The sequence below is a fragment of the Caballeronia sp. dw_19 genome (assembly GCF_018449515.1).
GTDB lineage: Bacteria > Pseudomonadota > Gammaproteobacteria > Burkholderiales > Burkholderiaceae > Caballeronia.
In genome coordinates this window covers 110,450-133,767 of sequence record NZ_JAAVUQ010000001.1, presented here as the reverse complement: position 1 = coordinate 133,767, position 23,318 = coordinate 110,450, and the positions used below count along the sequence as shown (strand labels likewise).

The following is a 23,318-nucleotide window of genomic DNA, read 5'->3' as shown; positions in this document are numbered from 1 at the left end:
ATCGGCTTCGAGCGATGACGCTTTTTTCTTATAGCCTCGAACAAGCAGGACACTCATGACCGATTCCAGCAACTCGTCCCGTGCGCGCAGCTTGCAGACCCGTATCGTCCATCCGGACGATCAGCTCAGCCCCGGTTTCGACTCGTTCTCGGTGCCGGTTGCACGGGCGTCGACCGTGGTATTCCCGAATCTCGCCGCCATGCGCGCGCTCGTCTGGAGCGACGACAGTCAGTGGCGATACGGCCTTCACGCCACGCCCACGTCGCTTGCGCTGGCGCAGCGGCTGGCGGCGATCGAGGGTGGCAAGCATGCGTTGCTGCAGCCTTCGGGGTTATCGGCCATATCGAACGTGTACTTTGGTTTGGTGAAGGCCGGCGATCACGTGATGATTCCCGACAACGCTTACTCGCCGAATCGCGAGCACGCCGACTGGCTTGTGGCGGATTTCGGCCTGGAAGTGACGTATTACGATCCGTTGATCGGCGCGGGCATTGACGCGCTGATTCGGCCGAACACCAGGCTGATCTGGCTCGAAGCACCGGGTTCGGTGACCATGGAAGTACAGGACGTGCCAGCGATCACGAAGGTCGCGCGGGCGCGCAAGATCCTGACGGCTATCGACAACACGTATTCGGCCGGTCTCGCATTCAAGCCGTTCGATCATGGCGTCGATATCTCGGTGCAGGCGCTGACGAAGTACCAGTCAGGCGCGAGCGACATCCTGATGGGCGCGACGATTACCGCCGACAAAGCCATCCACATGCAATTGAAGCGCGCGCGGATGCGCATGGGCGTCGGCGTGTCTTCGGACGACTGTTCGCTCGTGCTGCGCAGTTTGCCGAGCATGCAAATCCGCTTCGATGCTCATGACCGCACGGCGCTTTCCCTGGCTCACTGGCTCAAGACGCGGCCGGAAATTGCGGCGGTGCTGCATCCGGCGTTGTCCGATTGCCCGGGCCATGAATTTTTCGAACGCGATTTCACGGGGGCCGGTGGACTGTTCTCCGTGGTCTTCGACAAACGCTACAGCCCGGCGCAAATCGATACCTTCGTCGAGGCGCTGGAAAACTTCGCGATCGGCTGGAGCTGGGGCGGGGCGAATAGTCTTGCCATGCCGTACGACATCAAGTCGATGCGCACCGCCGGGGACTGGCCGCATGAGGGCGTGCTGGTGCGACTTTATATCGGGCTGGAAGATGAGGCGGATCTGCGGGCGGATCTGGAGCGTGCGCTGTCGGGCTTGGACGGGTAAAGCCGGTTGATCGGAAGAGGGCCGAGTCTCGGACTTAGCCCTTTTCTCGCGATACGAGTCCGCTCAAAACAGCCGCAGCAAGCCGTCCAGTCCGACGAAGTTCAACGCTAATCCGGCCGCTTCGCGCACCACCGGCTTCGCCCGGAACGCAACGGACAACCCTGCTTCCGCCATCATCTTCAAGTCGTTCGAACCGTCGCCCATGGCGATGGACCGCTGCGGATCAATACCCAGTTGCGCGCAGGTTTCGCGCAACGTGCGCGCTTTGACATCAGCGTTGACGATCTCGCCGGTGACCTTGCCGGTCAACTTGCCGTCCACTATTTCAAGCGTATTCGCGCGCGTGAAATCTAGCCCGAGCCGTGCCTTCAGCTTCTCGGTGAAGAACGTGAAACCGCCAGATACCAGCAGGGTTTTCAGTCCCGCCGCCTTCGCCCCCGCGAGCATGATTTCCGCACCCGGCGACAACCGCAGCCGTTCCTCATAAACCCGTTCCAGCGCGCTTGCGTCGAGCCCCTTCAGCAGCGCGACACGCCGCGTCAGGCTCTCGTTGAAATCCTTGATCTCGCCGCGCATCGACGCTTCGGTGATCGCCGCGACTTCTGCTTTCAACCCGCAAAAATCGGCGATCTCGTCAATACACTCGATCGTGATCAACGTCGAATCCATGTCCATCGCAACGAGGCCGAAATCGCTCAGGCGCCACGCGGGATCAATGAACGCGTAATCCAGCCGATGCGCGCCGCAATACGCATCGATATCCGGTCGCTGCAGCGGATCCGCGCCGCCCAGCCGCAACACCCGGCCGGCGTCCGCGCGTTCGGTCTGCTGCGAGCGGGCGAGGCCGGTGAGCGGTTTCAGATGGGTATCGGCGATTGGATCGAGGCTTTGGATGACAAGGTTCATGACGGGCGGCGAGCGAGAAAAATAGCGATGGAAAGCGGTGCGAGACCCGTCATTGTAATGGTCCCGACGGATGGCGGACGTACGCGCCGCGCCGCTATGATGACTCTCGATCAACGACGGAGACCCGCATGACCCCGACCGAACGCGCGCTCGACTTTGATCTGCGCAAGCTCGACGCCGCGTTTTACGCCGACCCGTATCCGGTCTACGACGCGTTGCGCACCAGGGAGCCGATCAAGACAATGCCCGATGGCTCACTGTTTCTCACGCGCTATCGGGACGTTCAGGCCGTGTATCGCGAACCGAAAACTTTCAGTTCGGACAAGACCGTCGAATTCGGCCCGAAGTATGGCGTCCATACGCCGCTTTTCGCGCATCACACGACCAGCCTCGTATTCAACGACCCACCGCGTCACACGCGTGTGCGCAAACTGATCGCAGGGGCGCTGACGGCCCGTGCGATCGCGGCAATGGAGCCAGGTCTTGTGCGTCTGGTCGACGGTCTCCTCGATCAGGCTGCGGTACGCGGTGAGATCGATTTGATCGATGACTTCGCTTCGGCGATTCCGGTTGAAGTGATCGGCAATTTGCTCGACGTACCGCACGATGAACGTGCGCCATTGCGTGACTGGTCGCTAGCGATTCTCGGCGCGCTGGAACCTGCGCTCAAGCCGGAACAGGAAGCGCGGGGTAATCGGGCGGTCGCGGATTTCATCGATTATCTGGTGACGCTGGTGGCGTGCCGCCGGGCGCATCCCGGCGACCCGCAGCATGACGTGCTTACGCGGCTGATTCAAAGCGAAGCCGACGGAGAGCGCCTGGACGAAGCTGAACTGCTGCACAACTGCATTTTCATCCTGAACGCGGGGCACGAGACGACTACGAATCTGATCGGCAACGGCATCGTGCTACTGGCGCAATGGCCGGAGCAGCGGGCGCGGTTATTGGCCGATCCGGCGTTGATCGAGAGCGCGATCGAGGAGTGCTTGCGCTACGAAAGCTCGAACCAGCTTGGCAACCGGATCGCAACGGTGGATACGCATATTGCAGGGATGACCGTGGCGCGTGGGACGCCGGTGACGTTGTGCATTGGGGCGGCGAATCGTGACCCGGAGCAGTTTGAGGCGGCGGATCAGTTCGATATTGCTCGCGAGCCGAATCGGCATCTTGCGTTTGGATTCGGGATTCATCAGTGCGCGGGGTTGTCGCTGGCGCGGCTGGAAGCGCGTATTGCGATCGGGCGGTTTATTGCGCGGTTTCCAGATTATGGGCTGGCGGGGAAGCCGGTGCGCGCGTCCCGGGCGCGGTTTCGGGGGTTCGTGAAGGCGCTGGTGACGGTGGGTTGAGGGCGCCCTGAATCGGGCGCGCCTCTACCACTCATCTCAGTCATCTTTCAACGCATCAATCCGTGCGATTTCGCGTAGTCGCGCAACGCGGCATTCATTCGCGTTTGCCAGCCTTCGCCTTGCGCTTTATAAGCGTCTACCACGTCCGGATCGATGCGCAATTTGATGGGTAACTTCGGGTTTTCCAGCTTCGGTCGCCCGCGCGGGCGCAGAATTTCCATCGCTCGCTCATGCCCGTAAAGCTCCGGCAAAACTTCCGACGCCGGTCGTGCACGGGCGAATTCCGCCTCACCCCATTCGGGGTTCTCGTCCAGCACTTCTTCCTTGTTCTGCTTGCTCATACCGCTTTACCTCGCGAAGGTTCGCTTTCCGTAAACTAATAACGTGAATTTTGTTGCCGCGCGGTGTGAAAACCACCATGTGCAGGCGGTCGGCTATTAAACCGAGGGCCTGAAACCTGCGCTCGTCATACGTGTTACGGCAATCCTCGACGATCAAGGCACTCGACATGACAGTCGCGGACCGCTTCGAACGACAGGCCTCGTTCCTGGATATTTGCTTCACTCTTTGGGACGTTATACGAAATGCCCATGAATAATGTACCCCCAAAAAACGGTGAGTACAAGGTTTATTTGTACACCCAAAATTTATAAGTGCTGTTGGCTGAAAAAACAACAAACACGAGGACAGCAGGATGAATTGCCGAAGGATGCACACGACTGGGCGCGCCGGCTCCAATTCGTCAATGCACTGCAATAATCCCGCTCCCAGGGCAATTGCATGAAGGCTCGTTAACAATCAACGGGTTAGAGAAAGGGGGGTTGTTAACTCGACGGAAAAGGCGTTTACTTTCGTCTTTTTCGGGTCGAAACGATGCGCGATGAAGCACTGAGTATTGAAGATGCGTTTGGTGATTTGAAGGACCCGCGCAGGCGCACGCCGGCTCATGATCTGAGCGGGATGCTGATGGTTGCGGTGTGTGCGATCCTGAGCGGGGCAGACAGCTGGGTCGCGATCCAGACTTGGGGCACCGAAAAACTGGATTGGCTGCGCCGCTATGTGCCGCTGGAGCACGGCATTGCCTCTCACGACACTTTCGGGCAGGTGTTCGCGTCACTCAATCCTAAGCAGTTCGAAGCATGTTTTATCCGCTGGATGAGCCACCTGTGTCCGGCGCTTGTCGATCAGGTCGTGGCGATTGATGGCAAGACCGTGCGTGGCTCGCATCGGGCAGGTGAGCGTGCGATTCACCTGGTCTCGGCGTACGGTTGTGGACTGGGCGTGGTGCTCGGGCAGGTTCGTACGGCCGACAAAAGTAATGAAATCACGGCGATTCCGGAACTGCTCGATGCCCTGTTGCTCAAGGGTGCGATTGTCACCATCGATGCCATGGGGTGTCAGCAGCGCATTGCGCAGAAGATCGTGGATGGCGAGGCTGACTACGTGCTGGCCGTCAAGGGAAACCAGGGCAAACTCAAGGACCGGGTCCACGAGGCCTTTGCAGCATTGGAGCGCTGGCCGGGTGCCTACGAGTGCGACGAACATGTGGAGATTGGCAAGGATCACGGGCGCATCGAAACGCGGCGCTGCGTGGCGCTGTCGTACACGCCTTGCGCACTGGATGCTTTGTCTCGCTGGCCGAAGCTGCGCTCGGTGGCGATGGTCGAGGCCACGCGCGAGATCAACGGTATCGTTTCAACCGAGCGCCGCTATTACATCAGCAGCCTCCCGCCTAACGCACTCACGATCGCCCAGGCCGTACGTTCCCACTGGCGCATCGAAAATTCAATGCATTGGGTATTGGACATGGCCTTCGGCGAAGATCAATGCCGCGTACGGGTGGACAACGCCGCGCAGAACTTCGCTGTGCTTCGGCGCATCGTCATGAACCTGCTCAAACGCGATACGACATCCAAGGTGGGGCTGAAGATTCGCCGTCTAAAAGCGTGCGCGAACGACCGCTATCTCGCTCAACTCCTCGGCTGGCGTGAGGAATAGAAATTTAACTTTTAGTGCAATCGCCCTGATCCCGCTCCCCCAAAATTTTAAGAATACGTAAATTCCTATTTGCATTTACGGGATGACGACTACCGCATCACCCTTTGCGGATCGACGTCCCAGTAAGGCGGATCGCCGAAATGCTCAATCAGGAAATCGATGAATGCTGTTGTTTTCGGCGGCACGAATGCGCGGCTCGGGTACACCGCCCAGATCGCCACCGTTTCCCCGAGCGGATAGCTATCGAGGATGGTCACCAATTCGCCGCTGTGCAGGAATGGCGCCACACTCCACGTCGATTTCAACCCGATGCCAAACCCGGCAAGCAACGCATCGCGAATGACCTCGCCGTTATCCGTCTCGAGGCGGCCGGACACGCGCACGTCGATGGTCCCGGTCGGCGTGACGAACGCCCAGTCTCGTTGGCCGGACAAGATCGCGCATTCGTGCTGCGCGAGATCGGCGGGGTGATGCGGCGTGCCGTGCTCAGCGAGATACGCCGGCGACGCGCACAGCACGCGCCGGTTGCTGGCGAGTTTTTTCGCGACGAGCGTCGAATCCTTTAACGCGCCAAGACGCACCGCCAGATCAATGCCTTTATCGACGAGATCGACTATCTGGTCGGTCAGGCGCAAGTCGAGGCTCACGCCGGGATAGCGGCGCAGGAATTCAGGAATAACCGGCGAGACATGCTGACGCCCAAGCGAAGACGGCATGGTCACGCGCAAACGCCCCTGCGGTTGCTCGAACGCCCGTCCGACCGAAGCGCGTGCCGCGTCGGCGGCGTCCAGCAACGCGCGGGCGTGCCTGGCGAAAATCTCGCCTTCCTGCGTGACGCTGATGCGCCGCGTCGTCCGGTGCAAAAGCCGCGCGCCAAGCTGCCGTTCAAGTTGGGCGAGCCGGGCGCTCGCGACAGCGGCAGACAATCCGAATTCCCGTCCCGCTGCAGACAGATTCGATAAAGCCGCCGACCGCACGAACAGCGCGACGTCCAGCAAATCGAGCTGTGCCTTGTAGGGTAATTCGCTCAGAACGTCTGTTTTTGTCATCTTCGTGATTTTCAATAAAATGTTTCAGCGATTATGACGGTTTCGCGCGAAGCTGAAAGCCCTTAACATCGGGTCCATGCATTGCATAAGCAACGCTTGAAACCCCCTAAGGAGCTCTTTCATGAAAGCCATCGCCCTGACCCGTTACTTGCCCATCTCGAACCCGGAATCGTTGATGGACGTGGAGATCGACAAACCCGCGCCGGCCGGCCGTGACCTGCTGGTGAAGATTGAAGCGATCGGCGTGAACCCCGTCGATACAAAAGTGCGTGCGCCGAAGGACAAAGTCGAAGAAACGCCGCGTGTCCTTGGCTGGGATGCATCGGGTGTGGTCGAAGCGGTCGGTCCGGACGTGACGTTGTTCAAGGTGGGAGACCCCGTCTTTTATGCCGGCAGCATCACGCGGCCGGGTACGAACAGTCAGTTCCATCTGGTCGATGAGCGCATCGTTGGCATCAAGCCCGAATCGCTCGATTTCTCGCACGCCGCGGCCTTGCCGCTCACCACGATTACTGCGTGGGAAGCACTGTTCGCGCGGCTGGGGGTATCGGCGCAAGGAGATGACGCCGGCAAGTCCGTGTTGATCGTGGGCGGCGCGGGTGGCGTAGGTTCGATCGGCATCCAGCTTGCAAAAAAAGTCGCGAAGCTGAAGGTGATCGCGACCGCGTCGCGGCCGGAATCGGCGAAGTGGGCGACCGAACTGGGCGCGGATCACATCGTCGACCATTTCGGTGACATGCCCAAGCAACTGAAGGAAGCCGGTTTCGAGCAAGTCGACTACGTGCTGATTTTCAATGACACGGACAAACACTTTCCCGCCGCTGCCGCCGTCATTGCACCGCAAGGGAGCATCTGCTCGATCGTCGAAAACGACAAGCCGGTCCCGGTCGAATTGCTGAAGGCGAAAAGCGCCGCGTTCCATTGGGAGTTCATGTTCACGCGCTCGATGTTCGGCACGCCGGACATGATCGAACAACACAAGCTGCTCACTGAAGTGGCGCGACTGATCGACGCAGGCACGATCAAGACGACGCTCGGCCGCGACCTCGGCAAGATCAACGCAACAAACCTGCGCGAGGCGCATCGCCTTTTGGAAGAAGGGCGTGCGATCGGCAAACTGGTGCTGACGGGCTTCTGATCGCCGGGCGGTTCAATCGGCCAATCCATTGCAAGCTGCGCGCCACGGGTTTCTCATGAGAAACCCGTGGCGTGCGTCGCGCTAGACTGATCGCGCCACACGCGCGGCGCGGCCACCCCGGCGCCGTTGCTGTATGCCTGGCGTGACGGCTGCAAACGGAGGGGTTTTTCACATGATTGATCGTTCGGGTTTTATTCAGGCTGGCGGGTCTTCGCGAGGTCGCGTGATTGCGGCAGGCGCCGTGATGGCCCTGTTGGCTTGCGTGGTTGCTCCCGCAGCTCATGCGACGCCTGGTATCAAGGTGCTGTCGGAAGTGGCCAACGACGGGCCGATCAAATATACGGTGAAGATGGCGTCGAAGAACTGGGGCAGCGCGCAGGAAACGCGCACGATCCGCTCGGGCCAGACGGATGACTTCACATGGCAAAGCAAGCCTGTGGGCGGTTCGCAGAACGTCCCGGATGCGTGTCCGGATGTGGATTCCATCCGCAACGCAAGCGGCACGACGGTGCGTCAGGTGAAGATCCGTTTTGCGGCGGTGGTGGCGAATAGCGGGGACGCCGACGTCCAGTTGAGTTTCCAGGGCCACGCGCCGCGCCCGGCGAGCGCTGTTACCGTGGGCGGCAAGAAGCTTCAATGTCCCACCGATAACTTCTTCAGCCAGCTGGTTCATTTCACGATGCCCACCGGCGGCGCCGACAAAAACATCACACTCAGCGACGGTACGAAACTCACGATCAGCGCGAGCCGCAAGTAGGGTCTCTCCCGGCGACGCTGGCGAGGTTTGCATTTTCGTGCCTGGAGTCCGGAGGCCTCGCCGCTGGTGTTGGATAAGCGCGCGTCCAGGCCGGCGCGCGCTTAGCCCATCTGGCATGTTTTCTGCAACGCGATAACGGCCATGCGTCTATCGGCGCGTGTTAATCGTTGTTAGCCGTTCATCCCGTCACGCCGTCAGAGCGGCTTGTCGGAAAGGTCATTCGCGATGCCACACATGATCTGGAAAGGCGCGATCAGCTTCGGGCTGGTCCACGTCCCCGTGCAGCTCTATCCAGCGACGCAGTCGGAGAATGTCGGCTTTAACCTGCTCGACAAGCGTTCGATGGACCCCATCGGCTATAAGCAATTCAACAAGAACACGGGTAAGGACGTCACGCGCGACAACATCGTGCGTGGCTTCGAGTACGAGAAGGGCAAATACGTCGTGATGAGCGACGCCGAGATTCGCTCGGCCAATCCGGAATCGACGCAGACCGTGGACATCCTCGCGTTCGTCGAAGCCCCCGAAATCTCGTTTCTCTCCCTCGATACCCCTTATTACCTCGCGCCCGATCGCAAGGGCGAGAAGGTGTATGCGTTGCTGCGCGACGCGTTGAAGGCGTCGGGGAAAGTCGGGATCGCGAACGTGGTGCTGCACAACAAACAGCATCTGGCCGCACTGATTCCGGTGGGTCCTGCGCTGGCGCTCAACACGTTGCGCTGGGCGGATGAAGTGCGCGAATTCGATGACTTCAAGTTCCCGGACGAAAACTCGAAGAAGGCGGGGGTATCGCCGAAAGAACTGGAGATGGCGCAGCGATTGATTGATGACATGAGCGATACATGGAACCCGCACGATTATCACGACACGTTTCGCGAGGACATCATGGCGCTCGTTAACAAGAAGGTTAAGGAAGGGAAGACGGAGGAGGTGTCGGAGGTTGAAGAAGGCGCGCCGCGCAAGGCATCGGCGGAGATTCTCGACCTGTCCGACCTGCTGAAACGCAGTTTAAAGAAGGGGAAGCCGACGAGGCGCGGCGCCAAGAGTGCCGGCAGCGCCGAGGACGATACGGCTGAAGCCGACGCCGGGGAACCAGCGGCCAAACCCGCACGCAAGACAACAACGCGCCGCAAACGCGCTTGAGCCTGTCGTTGAGCGTTGAATCATGCGTTGCGTCGTGCATTGGTTCTTCCATCTACACGCACCAAGAAAAGCGATCCGCCAATGGCCGGAAAACCCGACAGAAAACTCGACACCTATCAGCGCATGAGGCGCTTCAACCAGACGCCCGAGCCATCCGGCCAGGCGGCTGATAAGGCCAAGGCCAGGCGCGCGTCGAAAAAGGCTCAGGCGAGCGCGCTTTCGTTCGTCATCCAGGAACACGATGCCCGACGTCTTCACTACGATTTTCGTCTTGAACTCGACGGCACGCTGAAGTCATGGGCTGTACCGAAAGGGCCGAGTCTCGATCCATCGGTGAAACGGCTGGCCGTGCACGTGGAAGATCATCCAATCGATTACGGCTCGTTCGAAGGCAATATCCCCGAAGGAAATTATGGCGCGGGCAGCGTGATCGTTTGGGATCGCGGGACGTGGGAGCCGCAGGGCGGCAGCATCGACGAGGCCCGCGAAACGTACGCGAAGGGCAAGCTCAAGTTCGTCCTGCACGGCGACAAGCTGCACGGCGGCTGGACGCTCGTGCGTAGCAACATGCGTGGCAATGGCGACAAAGAGCAATGGCTGCTGATCAAGGAACGAGATGACGAAGCTCGCAACGAGGCCGACTACGACGTGCTGCTCAAGCAGCCCGGCAGCGTGATCAGCGATTCGCTCGGCGCACGCACGAAGAGTGGTGAAGTACGCGAAAGGACCGAGCGAAAGAGCGCTGCGAAGACGAGTAGAACGACCAAGGCCGTACCATCGCCGAAGCGGCCTGCCGTGAAGGATCAAGGCAAAAGCCCTGAGCGGTCACGGCCGGATATCGTGGCGAACCGGAGCGCGGAATCACTGCGCACGCTGGCGGATAACCCGGCGATCCAGGACGCGATACGTGCAAAGCTTCCTGCAACCATGAAGCCACAACTCGCGACCCTCGTGGACATCGCGCCACCGAGCGATGATTGGTCGTACGAAATCAAATTCGACGGTTATCGGATTCTCGTGCGCATTGATCGCGAGGCAAGGGCAACGCAAGTCTTCACGCGCAACGGCCATGACTGGACCAGCAAGTTCAGCCGTCAGGTCAAGGCGCTGAGCCAGCTCGATGTGGATAGCGCGTGGCTCGACGGCGAGGCGGTCGTGCTCGACGACAACGACCTGCCCAGCTTCCAGAAACTGCAGAACGCCTTCGACGCCAATCGTCCGCAAGATATCGCCGTCTATTTCTTCGATATCCCCTACCTGAACGGTTACGACCTGCGCGGCGTGCCGCTGGTACAGCGGCGAGCGATCCTGAAGGCGCTGCTGGAACCGGTCGATGACGACACGCTGCGTTTCTCCGCGGATTTCGAATTTGGCGTCGACGACCTGTTGAAGAGTGCTTGCGATATGGCGCTGGAGGGGATTATCGGCAAGCGGCGCGACAGCACGTATACGCCGGGCCGTAGCAGCGCGTGGATCAAGCTGAAATGTCGGCGCCGGCAGGAATTTGTGATCGGCGGGTATTCGGAGCCGACGGGCAGCCGGGGGCAGTTCGGCGCGTTATTGCTCGGCGTTTATGACGCGAACGGCAAGCTGCAATACGCAGGGCGGGTGGGCAGCGGCTTCGATGCATCGACTCTACGCGCTGTCAAAAAGCAACTCGATGCACGCGAGGTCAAGACAATGCCATTCGCCAGCGCGCCGAAAGAGCGTAGCCGCACACCGGTGCATTGGGTCAAGCCGGACCTTGTCGCCGAATGCAATTTCGCTGAATGGACATCGGAGCGGATCGTGCGGCAAGCGTCATTCGTGAGCCTGAGGGACGACAAGCCGGCGCGTGAGATCGTCAAGGAAGTGCCGAAATCGACGAAGGAGGTTGCGTTGGACGATGACAACGATGAGGACAAAAAACCAGCGAAGAAAACAGTGGCCAAAAGCGCGGCGAAGGCGACTCGCGCGGTGAAAGCGGCGACCAAAAAAACGTCGGCGAAGACCGCCGATACGGCGAAACCGAATGGCAAATCCAAGCTGGTTTCCGAGGAAACAGACGCGAAAGCTGCCGCTAAAACAGCCGCGAAAAAAACCACGCGCAGTCCCGCTGGTACCGAGCTTGTAGCGGGCGTGAAGATCAGTCATCCCGATCGTGTGATCGATCCTTCGACGGGTACTCGCAAACTCGATCTCGCGCTCTACTACGAGTCCGTCGCGCCGTGGATGCTGCCGCATCTCAAAGACCGTCCCGTGTCGCTGGTGCGTGCGCCGGAGGATATCGGCGGCGAGCTGTTTTTTCAGAAGCACAGCGAGAAGCTGACCATTCCCAACGTCAAGCAGCACCCGGGCATCGATCCTGGTCATCCGGCGCTCATCACGATAGAAAACGTCGGCGCGCTGGTGGGCGTGGCGCAAATGGGCACGATCGAGATGCACACGTGGAATGCGCTCGCGGCCAAACTCGAGAAGCCCGACCGGATGGTCTTCGATCTCGATCCAGGCGAAGGCCTCGGCTGGGACCGGATGCAGGAGGCCGGACGCCTGACGCGTGAGTTGCTGACGGAACTCGGTCTTGAATCGTTCTGTAAGACCAGCGGCGGCAAGGGCCTGCATGTGGTCGTTCCGCTTACGCCGCAGGCCGGCTGGGACGAAGTGAAGGGGTTCTCACAGGCGCTCGCGCAGCATATGGCCAGCACGCTGCCCAAGTATTTCTCCGCGAAGATGGGCAAGCAGAATCGCCGTGACAAGATCTTCGTCGACTACTTGCGCAACAACCGGGGTTCGAGCACGGTCGCCGCGTTCTCGCTGCGCGCGCGGCCGGGCATGGGGGTGTCGGTTCCTATCGGCTGGGACGAACTCGATGCCACCACGAGCGGTGATCAATGGAATATCGGCAATCTGCATGAGCGCCTGGATGCACTCAAAACCGATCCGTGGAGCCAGTACGCGAAAACACGGCAACGCATCACCGCTTCCATGAAGAAGCGGCTTGATATGAAGTGAACGGAAGCGAAGATCACCGCATAACGACCACGGCAACGGAGGTTGCAATGACACACCAGGGCAATACGTCACAAGATACGTCACACGACGCCGCCAATGCCACTCGCCAAGGTCCGGCGCAGGACGGACGTGAACTGGAAAGCAAGCATCCGGCGCAGCAAAAACGCGATGACGGCGCGGTCGCGCCGCTGCCGCATGAGACTGATCAAAGTCCCGCTTCGCAGCAGGAAGATGAGCCGCGCGAGGTCGGCGAGCAGGCGCACGAAGATCTGGAGCGTGGCTTGCAGGACACGGACCGCCGCGGCGGCGCCGATGGTTGCACGTGGTCAACAAAGCACCTCTTGCGTAGAATGGGCGCGCGGTGTTAAGAGAACTTGCGGAGAACCTGCACGGCCTCGTGCGAGCCAAGGTGAGAAAGGCGTTTGCTCCTAGCAGCCGCAGTTGTTTCTACCATTTTTGCGTACGCGTCGCCCTGTGCATCGGTAATCGATGCCGACGGGGAGTTCGGAGTGGCGAGCCAGGACTGCTCAATGCCCCGCCGGCCACAATGCTGTGCCGGCCCACGCCGCCCCAACACGAACAGTAGCAACGCCGTACGCCTGGTCCAGCATGGTTACCCGGCATTCGGTATCTGGCATTCGGGTCGACATTGCGGCATCCGCGCGGCAAATCCGCGGCAAATCTATTAAATGGATCATGCAATACGACCTCCTGTCCCGTCTGAAAAACGAAACCGCCGAGTGTCATACGCGGCTGGAAAACGCACTCGATCTGATGCGTCCTGAGTGGCCGCGGGAGGAGTATGTGGCCTTGCTTGAGGGCTTTTACGGATACGTCGCACCGTGGGAGGATGCGGCGGCGGCCTTTATGCCCGCGCGGCTGCGCGATTTTTTCGAAGGGCGTCGCAAGGCGTCGCTGCTTGCGTCGGACCTGGCGCTCCTGACCGGCGATACCAATCGCGCGAACAGAGTGACGAAAGTTGAACAACTTCCTGCAATGGACAGCATCGGCCGCGTTTTCGGTTCCATGTACGTCATGGAAGGCTCCACGCTCGGAGGGCGCTTCATCGCGCCGCACGTCGCGACATTGTTCGGTCTGCAAAGCGGCTTCGGCAACGCTTATTTCGAAGGTTATGGATTGCGTACGGGCAGTATGTGGAACGCGTTTCGCGAGACCGCGAGCGCGAACGTTCCGCCCGAGCAGTACGACGAGGCGGTAGATGCCGCGATCGCCACGTTCGATGGGTTGCACGGCTGGCTCGGCCGGGTCCGCGCAGGATGGGGGACAATGGCATGAGCAGTGGGCCAGAGCCAGTGTCGCCCGATACGGCGGCCATGCGCGGGCACGATGATCGCGGCGTGTCGGGTCCGGATTTGAACGGGACCACCCCTGCGGTACCCGGCGCGGAGCCGCCCCACCGGGCGCTCACGGCGAATGCACAGTGCGACGCCGAGCCAATCCACATTCCGGGCGGCATCCAGCCGCACGGTTATCTGCTGTGCCTCTCCAGCACGCTTACCATCCTCCAGGCCAGCGAAAACGTCGCGGCGCTCGTGGGCAGTCCGGTAGAGCAATTGCTGGGCAAACCAGTGGACGTGGTGATCGGCGCTGCCGCTGCGGCGCGGGTCGCACAGGCCGCTGCCACGGCCACGCTGGACGAAACGCCGCTCTACGTCGGCGTGATGGAGAAGCCGCTCTTCAGCCTGCCTGATGCCGTGCAGGACCCCGCGCAGGACCATTTGGCCACGGCCGTAGACGCTCCTGAACTCGACATCACGATGCATCGGCACGACGGCAACCTGATCGTCGAACTCGAAGCAGCGCGGCATCAGTCTGCAGACGTGTTTGCGTCGCTCTATCCGCTGGTGCGCACTTTCACGCGCAGTCTGCAGGACGTCGGAACCTTGACCGAACTCGGGAACCTCGCCGTGCGCGAGGTGCGCACGATGACGGGTTTCGGCCGTGTGCTGCTCTACAAATTCGACGACGAGGGCCGAAGCCAAGTGCTGGCAGAACATGTCGATGACGGGTACGCGTCGTTCCTGAACCAGTTGTTCCCCGCCTCCGATATCCCGCGCCAGGCGCGCGCGTTATACGTGAAACAGCGCGTGAGGGTCGTCGCGAACGCCGACGCGAAAGCCGCGCGGCTCGTCCCCACGATGAACCCCGCGACCGGCCGCCCCACCGACCTCACTTATGCCGCGCTGCGCAGCTTCTCGCCAATCCATCTCGAGTACATGCGCAACATGGGCACGCATGCGTCGATATCGGTGTCGCTGATCGTGCGCGGACAGCTCTGGGGCCTGATTTCCTGCCACGACCGCGACGCGCGTCTCGTGCCGTTCGAGGTGCGCGTCGCTATCGAGCACCTTGGACAGATCGTGTCATTGCAGATCGAGGCGAAGGAGGAGCGGGCCGAGACGGCGTATCTGCTGAGGTTACGACGCACGATGTCACGTCTGATGGGCTCGCTCGCCGAGCAAGACGACTATCTTTCCGCTCTCGAATCGGCGCCCGAGGATTTGCTGTGTTTCGCCGGATCGACGGGCGCCGCGATCGTAGTCGACGGGAAAGCAACGCTGGTGGGTTCCACGCCGGACCAGGAAACCGTGCTCGCGCTCTCGCAGTGGCTGTCGTCGAGCACGTCGGGCGTCTACGCGACCGACGCGCTGTCGGAAGCCTGGCCGCCTGCATCGCGTCATGCAGACACCGCGAGCGGCATCCTGGCCGTGCCAATCTCACAGATTTTTCGCAACTACGTGCTCTGGTTCCGTCCCGAAACCACGCGCACGATCACATGGGCGGGCGAGCCGGTCAAACGCGTGTCGAGTCGGGACGACAGGGTGGCGCCGCGCAAGGACTTTGCGCCGTGGCTGGAGACCGTGCGCAACCGCTCGATTCGCTGGCACCCGGTGGAACTCGAAATCGCGGGCGAATTCCGCTTGGGCATGCTTAACATCGTGCTGCGCCGCGCGGAAGAACTGGCGGAACTCGCGAACGAATTGCGTCGCGCGAACAAGGAGCTCGAAGCATTTTCGTATTCCGTTTCCCACGACTTGCGCGCACCGCTGCGGCATATCGCCGGCTATGGGGATTTGCTGCGGGAAAGCGAAGGCGACGCACTGTCCGAGCGCAGCAAACGGTTCCTCAACAACATGCTTGAGTCGGCGCGTTTCGCCGGCGTTCTGGTTGACGATCTGCTCACGTTTTCGCAAATGGGCCGTGCCGCATTGCGTCCGGTAAGCGTCGACCTGAACCAGTTGGTACGATCGGTCGCGCAGGAATTTGGCGAAGAGACAGCGAACCGAAAGGTGGAATGGATTATTCCGGAGCTACCGACAGTGACAGGTGATCCGGCGTTCCTGCAGATCGCGTTGCGTAATCTGTTCTCGAACGCGGTGAAATATACGCGTACACGGGAATCGGCGAAAATTGAGTTGTCGGTGTATTCGACGGTCGATGAATACATCGTCAGCGTGCGGGACAATGGCGTCGGTTTCAATATGAAGTACGTGAACAAATTGTTCGGCGTGTTCCAGCGGCTGCATCGTGCTGAAGAGTTCGACGGCACCGGCATTGGCTTGGCGAACGTGCGGAGGATCATCGAGCGGCACGACGGCCGGACCTGGGCCGAAGGCCGCGAAGGCGAGGGCGCCGCGTTCCATTTTTCGCTGCCGAAGGTGTTCAGGGCTGAAACCGCCGCCACCGAAGGCACTGGCAAGCTGAGGAAGCCGTCACCGCCGTCACCGCCGTCACCGCAGAAGTGAATGTGCGGTGTTTGACTGCTTATCGAGCAATTACCGAGCGACTGATCCCGTCACCTTTTATTCCAACCCGTCATATCGGACCATGCTGAAACCCATTTTGCTTGTCGAAGACGATCCCGGCGATCTCGAACTGACACTCATGGCGCTCGACAAAAGCCAGCTTGCCAATGAAGTGATCGTGGCGCGTGACGGCCAGGAAGCAATCGATTACCTGCGTTGCGAAGGCGAGTGGAGCCCACGCAACCCAGGCAACCCCGCAGTGATCCTGCTCGACTTGAAGCTGCCGAAAATCGATGGCCTGGAAGTGCTGGAAACCATCCGTTCCAATGAAACGCTGAAGGCGGTTCCGGTGGTCATGCTGACGTCGTCGCGTGAGGAGCAGGATCTCGTGCGCAGCTACGCGCTCGGCGTGAACGCTTATGTGGTGAAGCCGGTGGAGTTCAACGAATTTGTGCAGGCGATTGCCGATCTCGGCGTGTTCTGGGCCGTGCTCAACGAGCCGCCGCCCGGGTCAATGCGGGTTCGCCGTCAGCCCGCGCCGCAATGAATCTGGTGCACACTGGCGTATTCCTCCTGCACGGTGCCTGGCGTAGCGGCCTGGACCCGCTGGTCCTTTCGTTGTTTTGCCCGATGCGACCTGCCCGGCAGTATCGCGTGCGCCGGTTCGCCTGAGTGCCCTGACATGCAGCCTTTGCATCTGCTTCTCGTAGAAGACAACGCGCTCGACGCGGAACTGACCCTGACTCAGTTGGAACGCGCCGACTATAAGGTCGACGTGCAAATCGTCTACACGGAGCAGGGTTTCATCGCGGCGCTAGAGGCATCCAGCTTCGATGTGATCCTCGCGGACTTCGTGATGCCGGTGTTTTCCGGCGTCGAAGCGTTGGCGATCGCCCGCGAGCGCGTGCCGCATACGCCGTTCATCTTCGTCTCCGGCGTGCTCGGCGAGGAGCATGCCGTCGACATGCTCAAGCGCGGTGCCACCGACTACGTCCTGAAGCAGCGCCTGCAACGGCTGCCTGCCGTCGTGCGGCGCGCCTTGACGGAAAGCACCGAGCGCCAGCAGCGTATTGCGGTCGAGCGCGCGCTGCGGGAGACGGAAACGCACTTCCGCTTGCTGGTGGATGCGCTCAAGGATTACGCCGTCATCACGCTCGATCAGGAGGGCAGGATCCGGACGTGGAACGCGGCGTCGGAGCGAATTCTCGGGTTCGCGGCGCAGGATGTGGTCGGCCGGTCCGCCGACGTGTTCTACGGTCAGGAAGATCGCGACACCCATGTGTTTGCGCAGGAACTGGAGACGGCGCAAGCCGATGGCAGTGCGAGCGACGACCGCTGGCTCTGGCGCAAGGACGGGCGCTCGTTCTTCGCGTCGGGCGTGACAACAGCGATCCGTGCCGATAGCGGCGAGCTGATCGGCTATTCGAAGATCATCCGCGACGTCACCGAAGAGCACATGGCCGCCGATGCCTTGCGGGTGGCGAAGGAACAGGCCGAGACCGCGAATCGGGCGAAGGATCATTTCCTGGCGGTGTTGTCGCACGAATTGCGTACGCCGCTGACACCGATCGTCGCCGCCGTGCGTTTGCTGGAGATACGTCATGCGCTGCCGGCCGAGGCCCAGGCGACGCTCGAACTGATCCGGCGCAATGTGGAGCTGGAGGCGCGCTTGATCGACGATCTGCTCGACCTGACCAGTATCGCGCGCGGCAAGCTTTCGCTGAACTTCGCGAATGTGGAGCTGGAGACGCTGATGTCGAGCGCGCTCGATATGTCGGAGTCCGATCTGCGCGGCAAGGGCCTGACGCTGGAAACAACCTTGGGCGCTACCTCCACGCTGGTTTTCGGCGATGCCGCGCGCTTGCAGCAGATCGTGTGGAACCTGATGAAAAACGCGGTGAAGTTCACGCCAGCGGGCGGGCGTATCGCGGTGCGGATGTGGAATCCGGATGCATCGACCATCGCGATTTCGGTGACCGATAGCGGTATCGGGATTAGCGCCGAAGCGTTGCCGCGGATTTTTTCAGCCTTCGAACAAGCCGATGATTCCATCACCCGGGCGTTCGGCGGGTTGGGGCTGGGTTTGGCTATCGCCAGCACACTGGCGTTGAAGCATGGCGGAACGCTGACGGCCCAGAGCGACGGTCGCGACAAGGGCGCCCGGTTTACGCTGACGTTGCCGCTCGTGAAGGCCGGGGCGGAAGATGAAACTTCGCCGCTCGCGGCGCAGGATCCGAATGAGATCGTGCGGTCGTTGAAGGTGCTGCTTGTCGAGGACAACGAATACACGTCGTCCGCCATGGCGCAGGTGCTGGAGGTGCTCGGGCATCAGGTCGGCGTTGCTACTACCGTCGCCGAGGCGCTGGCTTTAGCCCGGGGCGAAGTGTTCGATCTGCTGGTCAGCGATATCGGCCTGCCCGACGGCAGCGGGCTCGAGGTCGCGCGCGCGTGGACCGACTTGCAACCCGGTAAACCATCGGTTGCCATCACCGGTTATGGCATGGACGAAGATATCCGCCGATGCCGCGATGCCGGGTTTATGGATCACCTGACAAAGCCGGTCGACTTCTCCCGGCTGGAGTCGCTGATTCACGCTTTGGCCAGGCGGCCGGGCGGCGCGTAACGCAACGGCTTGCGGAGGGACGTGATTTTGCCCGCGTCTTTATCCGCGCTTCGGTTTTTCCCTTTCCACGAGCTTTGACGCCATGAACCGGTGTTCCGGCGAGAACAGCCGCCGGTAGGTCAATAACACTGCGCCCACCGTTCCGAGAGCCGACGAGGCCGCGATAAAAAACATGATGACGATCTGATAACGGACCGCCTGCAATGGCGATTGGCCCGCCAAAACCTGGCCCGTCATCATGCCCGGCAGACTCACCAGTCCTACCACCGACATCTGGTTCAACGTCGGGATCATGCCTGCCCGCACGGCCTGGCGCGCTGGCCCTTGCGCCGCCTCCCATCGCGTTGCGCCGAGCGCAAGCGACATCTCTACCGTCCCTCGTCCCGCCGTCAGTTCCTCTGTCATCCGCTCGATGCCGAGCGACACGCCCGTCAACGTGTTACCCAGGATCATGCCGAGGATCGGTATGGCATATTGCGGTTCGTACCACGGATGAATCCGGATCACGACGAACAATCCCACCGCGGCCACGAGCCACGAACTCACCCAGATCGACACGACGCTATCCGTGCGCTGGCCAAGGTAGGTGCGCCGTCCGCGATTCGATGCCGACAGTCCCGCTATCAGCGTCATCAATGCCATCAGCGGCAATACGACGTACCAGCGTGAAAACTGGAAGACCCAACCGAGTACGTACCCGATCGCAAGCAGTTGCACGACAGTGCGCACCGCCGCCCATGCCAGCTTGCGTTCCAGGTCGAGCTTCAGCGCAACCGATAACGCCCCGTTCACCACGATCAACGCCGCCGCGATCCCAATGTCGAGCAGGCTCAGGTTCTGATAGCCGCTCATGACAAGGTCCCCGCGGTCATCACGAGCTGGCGCTCGCCTACACGTTGCGCCTGGGCCGGATCGTGCGACACCCAGATGCTGGCGCGTTCGCCCTGCCGATCATCGAACCAGGCACCGACGAGCGCTTCTATTTCCAGCGCGGAAGCAGGGTCGAGTGACGCCGTCGGTTCGTCGAGCAGTAACACGTCGGGGTCAACTTGCAACACGCGTATCAGCGCGGCAACCTGCGCTTCACCACCCGATAGCTCGCTCGCGCGTTTATCGAGGAAGTTGGCTTCGCGGCCTGCACGGCGAGTCAGCTTGATCACACGCTCACGATCGAAGTGCACGTCGCGATACACCTTCAGCGAAAACGGATAACGCAGGTTGTCTTCCACGCTGCCATCGAGCATGGCCGGGCGTTGTGCAATGTAAGCCACGCGTCGCCGGTACGCCGGAATTCCCGCGCGCGCGATGGTCTTTCCGCGCCACTGGATCACACCGTCATCGACAGGATCGAGCAGCGCAAGCGCACGCAGGAACACACTCTTGCCTGAGCCCGACGGCCCGGTGATAACCGCGCGCTCGCCTCCGGACAAGCTGAACGTGGTGGGATGCAGCAAGGCAGCGTGGCGCACCGGGTCGTAGCGGGTGAGCTGTGTCGCGTGAATCAGGGGCGTGTCGGCTTGCAGGGACATGGCGAAGACAGCTCGGGAATGATCTCGGAGCGCAATCATAAATCAATGCTGCTTAGGCGATGCTTAGGTTAGTTGTGCCGTCCGTTGCGCATGAGTCTTGATCGGGCTGTTCACGCGTCGAGCGCGGCGAGGATGCCGGTCCTGCTCGGCATGGGGAAAATCGCCGGGCACGCGATGTGCTGCGCGGTGTTTCAAGAAAAACATAGAGGGAGCCACTATGGCGCTTGGCCGGAAAATCGGGAAAACAGTCGCGTGGATCATTGCGGTTCTGATCGTCCTGATCGCTGTGCTGGTGATCGTTTTCCTGACCTTCGACTGGAACCGGGCTCGCCCCTGGGTCGACGATAAAGTCTCGCAGGCCATCGGCAGGCAGTTCCAGATTACGGGCGACCTGAAGATCGGCTGGCAACGGCCACCCGGTGAAACCGGCTGGCGCCGCTGGGTCCCGTGGCCTCGTTTCTCGGCGGAAAAAATCACGGTCGCGAATCCCGACTGGACCAAACAGAAGTTTTTCGCGACCCTGGACGAGATCGATTTCCAGGTCGAGATCCTGCCGCTGCTCGCGCACAACATCGTGATTCCATCGATCAATCTGGTGAATCCCTCAGTCGATCTGGAACGCCTCAAAGACAACCGCAATAACTGGACGTTCAAGTTCAAGCAGTCAACCGAACCGTCGGCATGGAACCTTCAACTGCATGACATCGCGCTGGACAAAGGCAATATCGCGTACGCGGACGAGATCACGAAAGCGGACATGCAGGCCGTCGTGAATACGCTTGGCCAGATGATTCCCATCGGCGATGTGATGAAGCAGCAGGAGGCGGCATCGCAGAAATCGTCGGCCCAGATGGTTGGCAAGAGCGGCGCGACCAAGCTGAACCAGCAAGTCGACAAAGCGGCGGCATCCGAAGCCGCTGCTGCTTCCGCGGCGTCGGCCGCTGCCGCCGCGGCTGCTAGCGCGCCGAACCCGGCGAGCGTCTCCGCGAACACCAGCATCACCACGAAGGAAGGGCCGAAGCCGCCCGTGCCCCCGTATGGCATCGGCTGGTCTGTGACGGGCAAATACAACAGCGTGGCGGTGTCCGGCAACGGCAAGGTCGGCGGTGTGCTCGCGCTGCAGGACGCCATGCGTCCGTTCCCCGTGCAGGCGGATGTTCGTATCGGGGACACGCATATTGCTTTTGTCGGCACCGTGACTGATCCGGCCCATCTCGCCGCGCTCGACTTGCGGCTTTGGCTACAGGGCGTGAGCCTCGAACATTTGTATCCGATCGTCGGCGTGACGCTGCCGGCGACGCCGCCGTATGCAACGGAAGGGCGGCTCGTCGGTCAGTTCAAGGCTGACGGCAATGTCTTCAGGTACGAGAACTTCACCGGGCGCGTGGGCGGTAGCGACCTGAACGGCTCACTGACGTTCGTGGGACGCAAGCCGCGGCCCTTGCTCTCGGGCGAACTCGTGTCGAACCTGCTGCAATTCTCTGACCTCGCCCCGATCATCGGCGCCGATTCGAACGCCAGCAAAGCGAAACGTGGCGACACGGAGAAGCAGCTGTCGTCAAAGGCGCTGCCGACCGAGGAGTTCAAGACGGATCGATGGAAGGCGATCGATGCCGACGTCAAGTTCACCGGCCGCAAGATCATCAAGGACCCGGCGCTGCCGATCACCAATCTCTATACGCACGTGGTGATGACGGACGGCGTGCTGTCGTTCGAACCGCTGTCGTTCGGCGTGGCGGGCGGGACGCTGTCGTCGAATATTCACCTCGATGGCAGCAAGGAGCCGCTCCAGGGCCGCTTCTCGACCTCGGCTCGGCACCTGAAGCTCAAGCAACTGCTGCCGACCGTCAAGACGATGCAGTCAGCGCTGGGTGAAGTGAACGGCGACGCGGCGTTATCGGCGATGGGCAATTCGCCGGCCGCACTCGCCGGAACCATGAACGGCGAACTCAAGACGCTGATCACCGACGGCACGGTCAGCCGGTTGTATATGGAAGCGGCGGGGCTGAACGTGGCGAACGCGGTCTACGAAAAGCTCTTCGGTAACCACGATGTGAAGATCAACTGCGCGGCGGCGGATTTTGTCGCGACCAATGGTGTACTGGAATCGCGCGTGTTTGCCCTCGATACCGACGACGCCGTGATCAACATGGACGGCACCGTCAATCTGAAGACCGAGGAGATGGACCTGAACATTCATCCGCACACGAAGGGTTTCCGGGTGTTTTCGCTGCGCTCGCCGCTGTACGTGAAGGGGACATTCAAGGACCCGCATGTGGGCGTGAATGCCGGTGCGCTGGCAGTGCGCGGCGCGGCGGCGGTCGGGCTCGGCCTGATCAATCCGTTTGCCGCGCTGATCCCGTTGATCGCGCCGAGTAACAACAAACCGCTGCCGTGCACGCAAATGCTTGCCGACATGCGTACCGCGCCGTCCGCGCCGCCGCCGGGGCAGAAGCAAAAAGCGAAGGGTGCACCCGGGTATATGGATTCGGGCGCGGCGAATCCGGCGGCTGCATCGTCTCCGTCTTCGTCGTCCAATAGTGCGAAGGGTGCCAAGGGTGCAAACGGTGGCCAAGCCCGGCCGGCGGTGTCCACGCCGGGCAGTGCGGCGCTTTATCGTGGAAGCTGATAGCCGGCAATGGAATTGCCTGCTTCATGCGATGGATTATCGGCGTTGCCCGATTTTGAATGGAAATTTGCGCGTTTTAACGCGCATTTTCTTATTTATTGGCGAAATTGCGCATGATAGTGCGCAATTCATTGCAACCGATCTACAGGAAATCAACCAATAAAAATGCGCATCATACTGCGCAAAATAC

20 protein-coding genes are annotated in these 23,318 nt (G+C 61.0%); 14 read left to right on the top strand and 6 right to left on the bottom strand.

Annotated elements, in window-relative coordinates; all coding sequences use genetic code 11:
* Window positions 1-55 precede the first annotated feature (55 nt).
* Window positions 56-1,252: a cystathionine beta-lyase gene (locus HB376_RS00540; protein ID WP_213761497.1), complete on the top strand. Its 1,197-nt coding sequence runs from the start codon at window positions 56-58 to the stop codon at window positions 1,250-1,252.
* 63 nt (window positions 1,253-1,315) lie between these two features.
* On the opposite strand, the gene serB is transcribed toward HB376_RS00540, so the two are convergent.
* Window positions 1,316-2,158, bottom strand: a complete 843-nt coding sequence (gene serB / locus HB376_RS00535; RefSeq protein ID WP_213761496.1) for a phosphoserine phosphatase SerB — start codon at window positions 2,156-2,158, stop codon at window positions 1,316-1,318.
* A gap of 128 nt (window positions 2,159-2,286) precedes the next feature.
* Between serB and HB376_RS00530 the strand changes: the two genes are divergently transcribed.
* Window positions 2,287-3,504, top strand: coding sequence for a cytochrome P450 (locus HB376_RS00530; RefSeq protein ID WP_213761495.1), 1,218 nt, complete (start codon window positions 2,287-2,289; stop codon window positions 3,502-3,504).
* A 47-nt stretch (window positions 3,505-3,551) separates the two neighbouring features.
* On the opposite strand, the gene HB376_RS00525 is transcribed toward HB376_RS00530, so the two are convergent.
* Window positions 3,552-3,845, bottom strand: a complete 294-nt coding sequence (locus HB376_RS00525) for a BrnA antitoxin family protein (protein WP_213761494.1) — start codon at window positions 3,843-3,845, stop codon at window positions 3,552-3,554.
* Window positions 3,793-4,014: a BrnT family toxin gene (locus tag HB376_RS00520; protein WP_255631089.1), complete on the bottom strand. Its 222-nt coding sequence runs from the start codon at window positions 4,012-4,014 to the stop codon at window positions 3,793-3,795. Before HB376_RS00520 ends, HB376_RS00525 begins: the two co-directional genes overlap by 53 nt.
* Window positions 4,015-4,377: 363 nt before the next feature.
* Between HB376_RS00520 and HB376_RS00515 the strand changes: the two genes are divergently transcribed.
* Window positions 4,378-5,502, top strand: coding sequence for an ISAs1 family transposase (locus HB376_RS00515; RefSeq protein WP_213761493.1), 1,125 nt, complete (start codon window positions 4,378-4,380; stop codon window positions 5,500-5,502).
* An 89-nt stretch (window positions 5,503-5,591) separates the two neighbouring features.
* Here HB376_RS00515 and HB376_RS00510 read toward each other — a convergent pair whose 3' ends face one another.
* The gene (locus tag HB376_RS00510; protein WP_213761492.1) at window positions 5,592-6,551 is read right to left on the bottom strand and encodes a LysR family transcriptional regulator; all 960 of its coding nucleotides are present in this window, start codon (window positions 6,549-6,551) and stop codon (window positions 5,592-5,594) included.
* Between the two features lie 121 nt (window positions 6,552-6,672).
* Here HB376_RS00510 and HB376_RS00505 point away from each other — a divergent pair, with 121 nt between their 5' ends.
* From HB376_RS00505 to HB376_RS00465, 9 genes are all read left to right on the top strand, one after another.
* Window positions 6,673-7,689: a zinc-binding alcohol dehydrogenase family protein gene (locus tag HB376_RS00505; RefSeq protein ID WP_213761491.1), complete on the top strand. Its 1,017-nt coding sequence runs from the start codon at window positions 6,673-6,675 to the stop codon at window positions 7,687-7,689.
* A 172-nt stretch (window positions 7,690-7,861) separates the two neighbouring features.
* Entirely contained in the window at window positions 7,862-8,446 is a 585-nt protein-coding gene (locus HB376_RS00500) for a DUF6013 family protein (RefSeq protein ID WP_213761490.1), read from the top strand.
* Window positions 8,447-8,671: 225 nt separating this feature from the next.
* Complete coding sequence (locus tag HB376_RS00495; RefSeq protein ID WP_213761489.1) at window positions 8,672-9,589, top strand: Ku protein; 918 nt, start codon at window positions 8,672-8,674, stop codon at window positions 9,587-9,589.
* Window positions 9,590-9,670: 81 nt separating this feature from the next.
* Window positions 9,671-12,580, top strand: a complete 2,910-nt coding sequence (gene ligD / locus HB376_RS00490) for a DNA ligase D (RefSeq protein WP_213761488.1) — start codon at window positions 9,671-9,673, stop codon at window positions 12,578-12,580.
* A gap of 47 nt (window positions 12,581-12,627) precedes the next feature.
* A complete protein-coding gene (locus HB376_RS00485; protein ID WP_255631088.1) occupies window positions 12,628-12,948 on the top strand; it encodes a hypothetical protein in 321 nt (106 codons plus the stop codon).
* 328 nt (window positions 12,949-13,276) lie between these two features.
* A complete protein-coding gene (locus tag HB376_RS00480) occupies window positions 13,277-13,876 on the top strand; it encodes a biliverdin-producing heme oxygenase (RefSeq protein WP_213761487.1) in 600 nt (199 codons plus the stop codon).
* Window positions 13,873-16,347, top strand: coding sequence for an ATP-binding protein (locus HB376_RS00475; protein ID WP_255631087.1), 2,475 nt, complete (start codon window positions 13,873-13,875; stop codon window positions 16,345-16,347). The genes HB376_RS00480 and HB376_RS00475 overlap by 4 nt, the downstream gene beginning before the upstream one ends.
* A gap of 82 nt (window positions 16,348-16,429) precedes the next feature.
* Window positions 16,430-16,894, top strand: coding sequence for a response regulator (locus tag HB376_RS00470; protein WP_213761486.1), 465 nt, complete (start codon window positions 16,430-16,432; stop codon window positions 16,892-16,894).
* Between the two features lie 135 nt (window positions 16,895-17,029).
* Window positions 17,030-18,970 (top strand): response regulator, encoded by a 1,941-nt coding sequence (locus HB376_RS00465; protein ID WP_213761485.1) that lies wholly within the window; start codon window positions 17,030-17,032, stop codon window positions 18,968-18,970.
* A 39-nt stretch (window positions 18,971-19,009) separates the two neighbouring features.
* Here HB376_RS00465 and fetB read toward each other — a convergent pair whose 3' ends face one another.
* Both fetB and HB376_RS00455 read right to left on the bottom strand, forming a co-directional pair.
* The gene (fetB, locus tag HB376_RS00460) at window positions 19,010-19,822 is read right to left on the bottom strand and encodes an iron export ABC transporter permease subunit FetB (RefSeq protein WP_213761484.1); all 813 of its coding nucleotides are present in this window, start codon (window positions 19,820-19,822) and stop codon (window positions 19,010-19,012) included.
* Window positions 19,819-20,499: an ATP-binding cassette domain-containing protein gene (locus tag HB376_RS00455; RefSeq protein ID WP_213761483.1), complete on the bottom strand. Its 681-nt coding sequence runs from the start codon at window positions 20,497-20,499 to the stop codon at window positions 19,819-19,821. The genes fetB and HB376_RS00455 overlap by 4 nt, the downstream gene beginning before the upstream one ends.
* 217 nt (window positions 20,500-20,716) lie before the next feature.
* On the opposite strand from HB376_RS00455, the gene HB376_RS00450 reads away from it, so the two are divergent.
* Both HB376_RS00450 and HB376_RS00445 read left to right on the top strand, forming a co-directional pair.
* On the top strand, window positions 20,717-23,128 hold the full coding sequence (locus HB376_RS00450) for an AsmA family protein (protein WP_213761482.1): 2,412 nt from the start codon (window positions 20,717-20,719) through the stop codon (window positions 23,126-23,128).
* Complete coding sequence (locus HB376_RS00445) at window positions 23,118-23,291, top strand: hypothetical protein (RefSeq protein WP_213761481.1); 174 nt, start codon at window positions 23,118-23,120, stop codon at window positions 23,289-23,291. Before HB376_RS00450 ends, HB376_RS00445 begins: the two co-directional genes overlap by 11 nt.
* Window positions 23,292-23,318 lie beyond the last annotated feature (27 nt).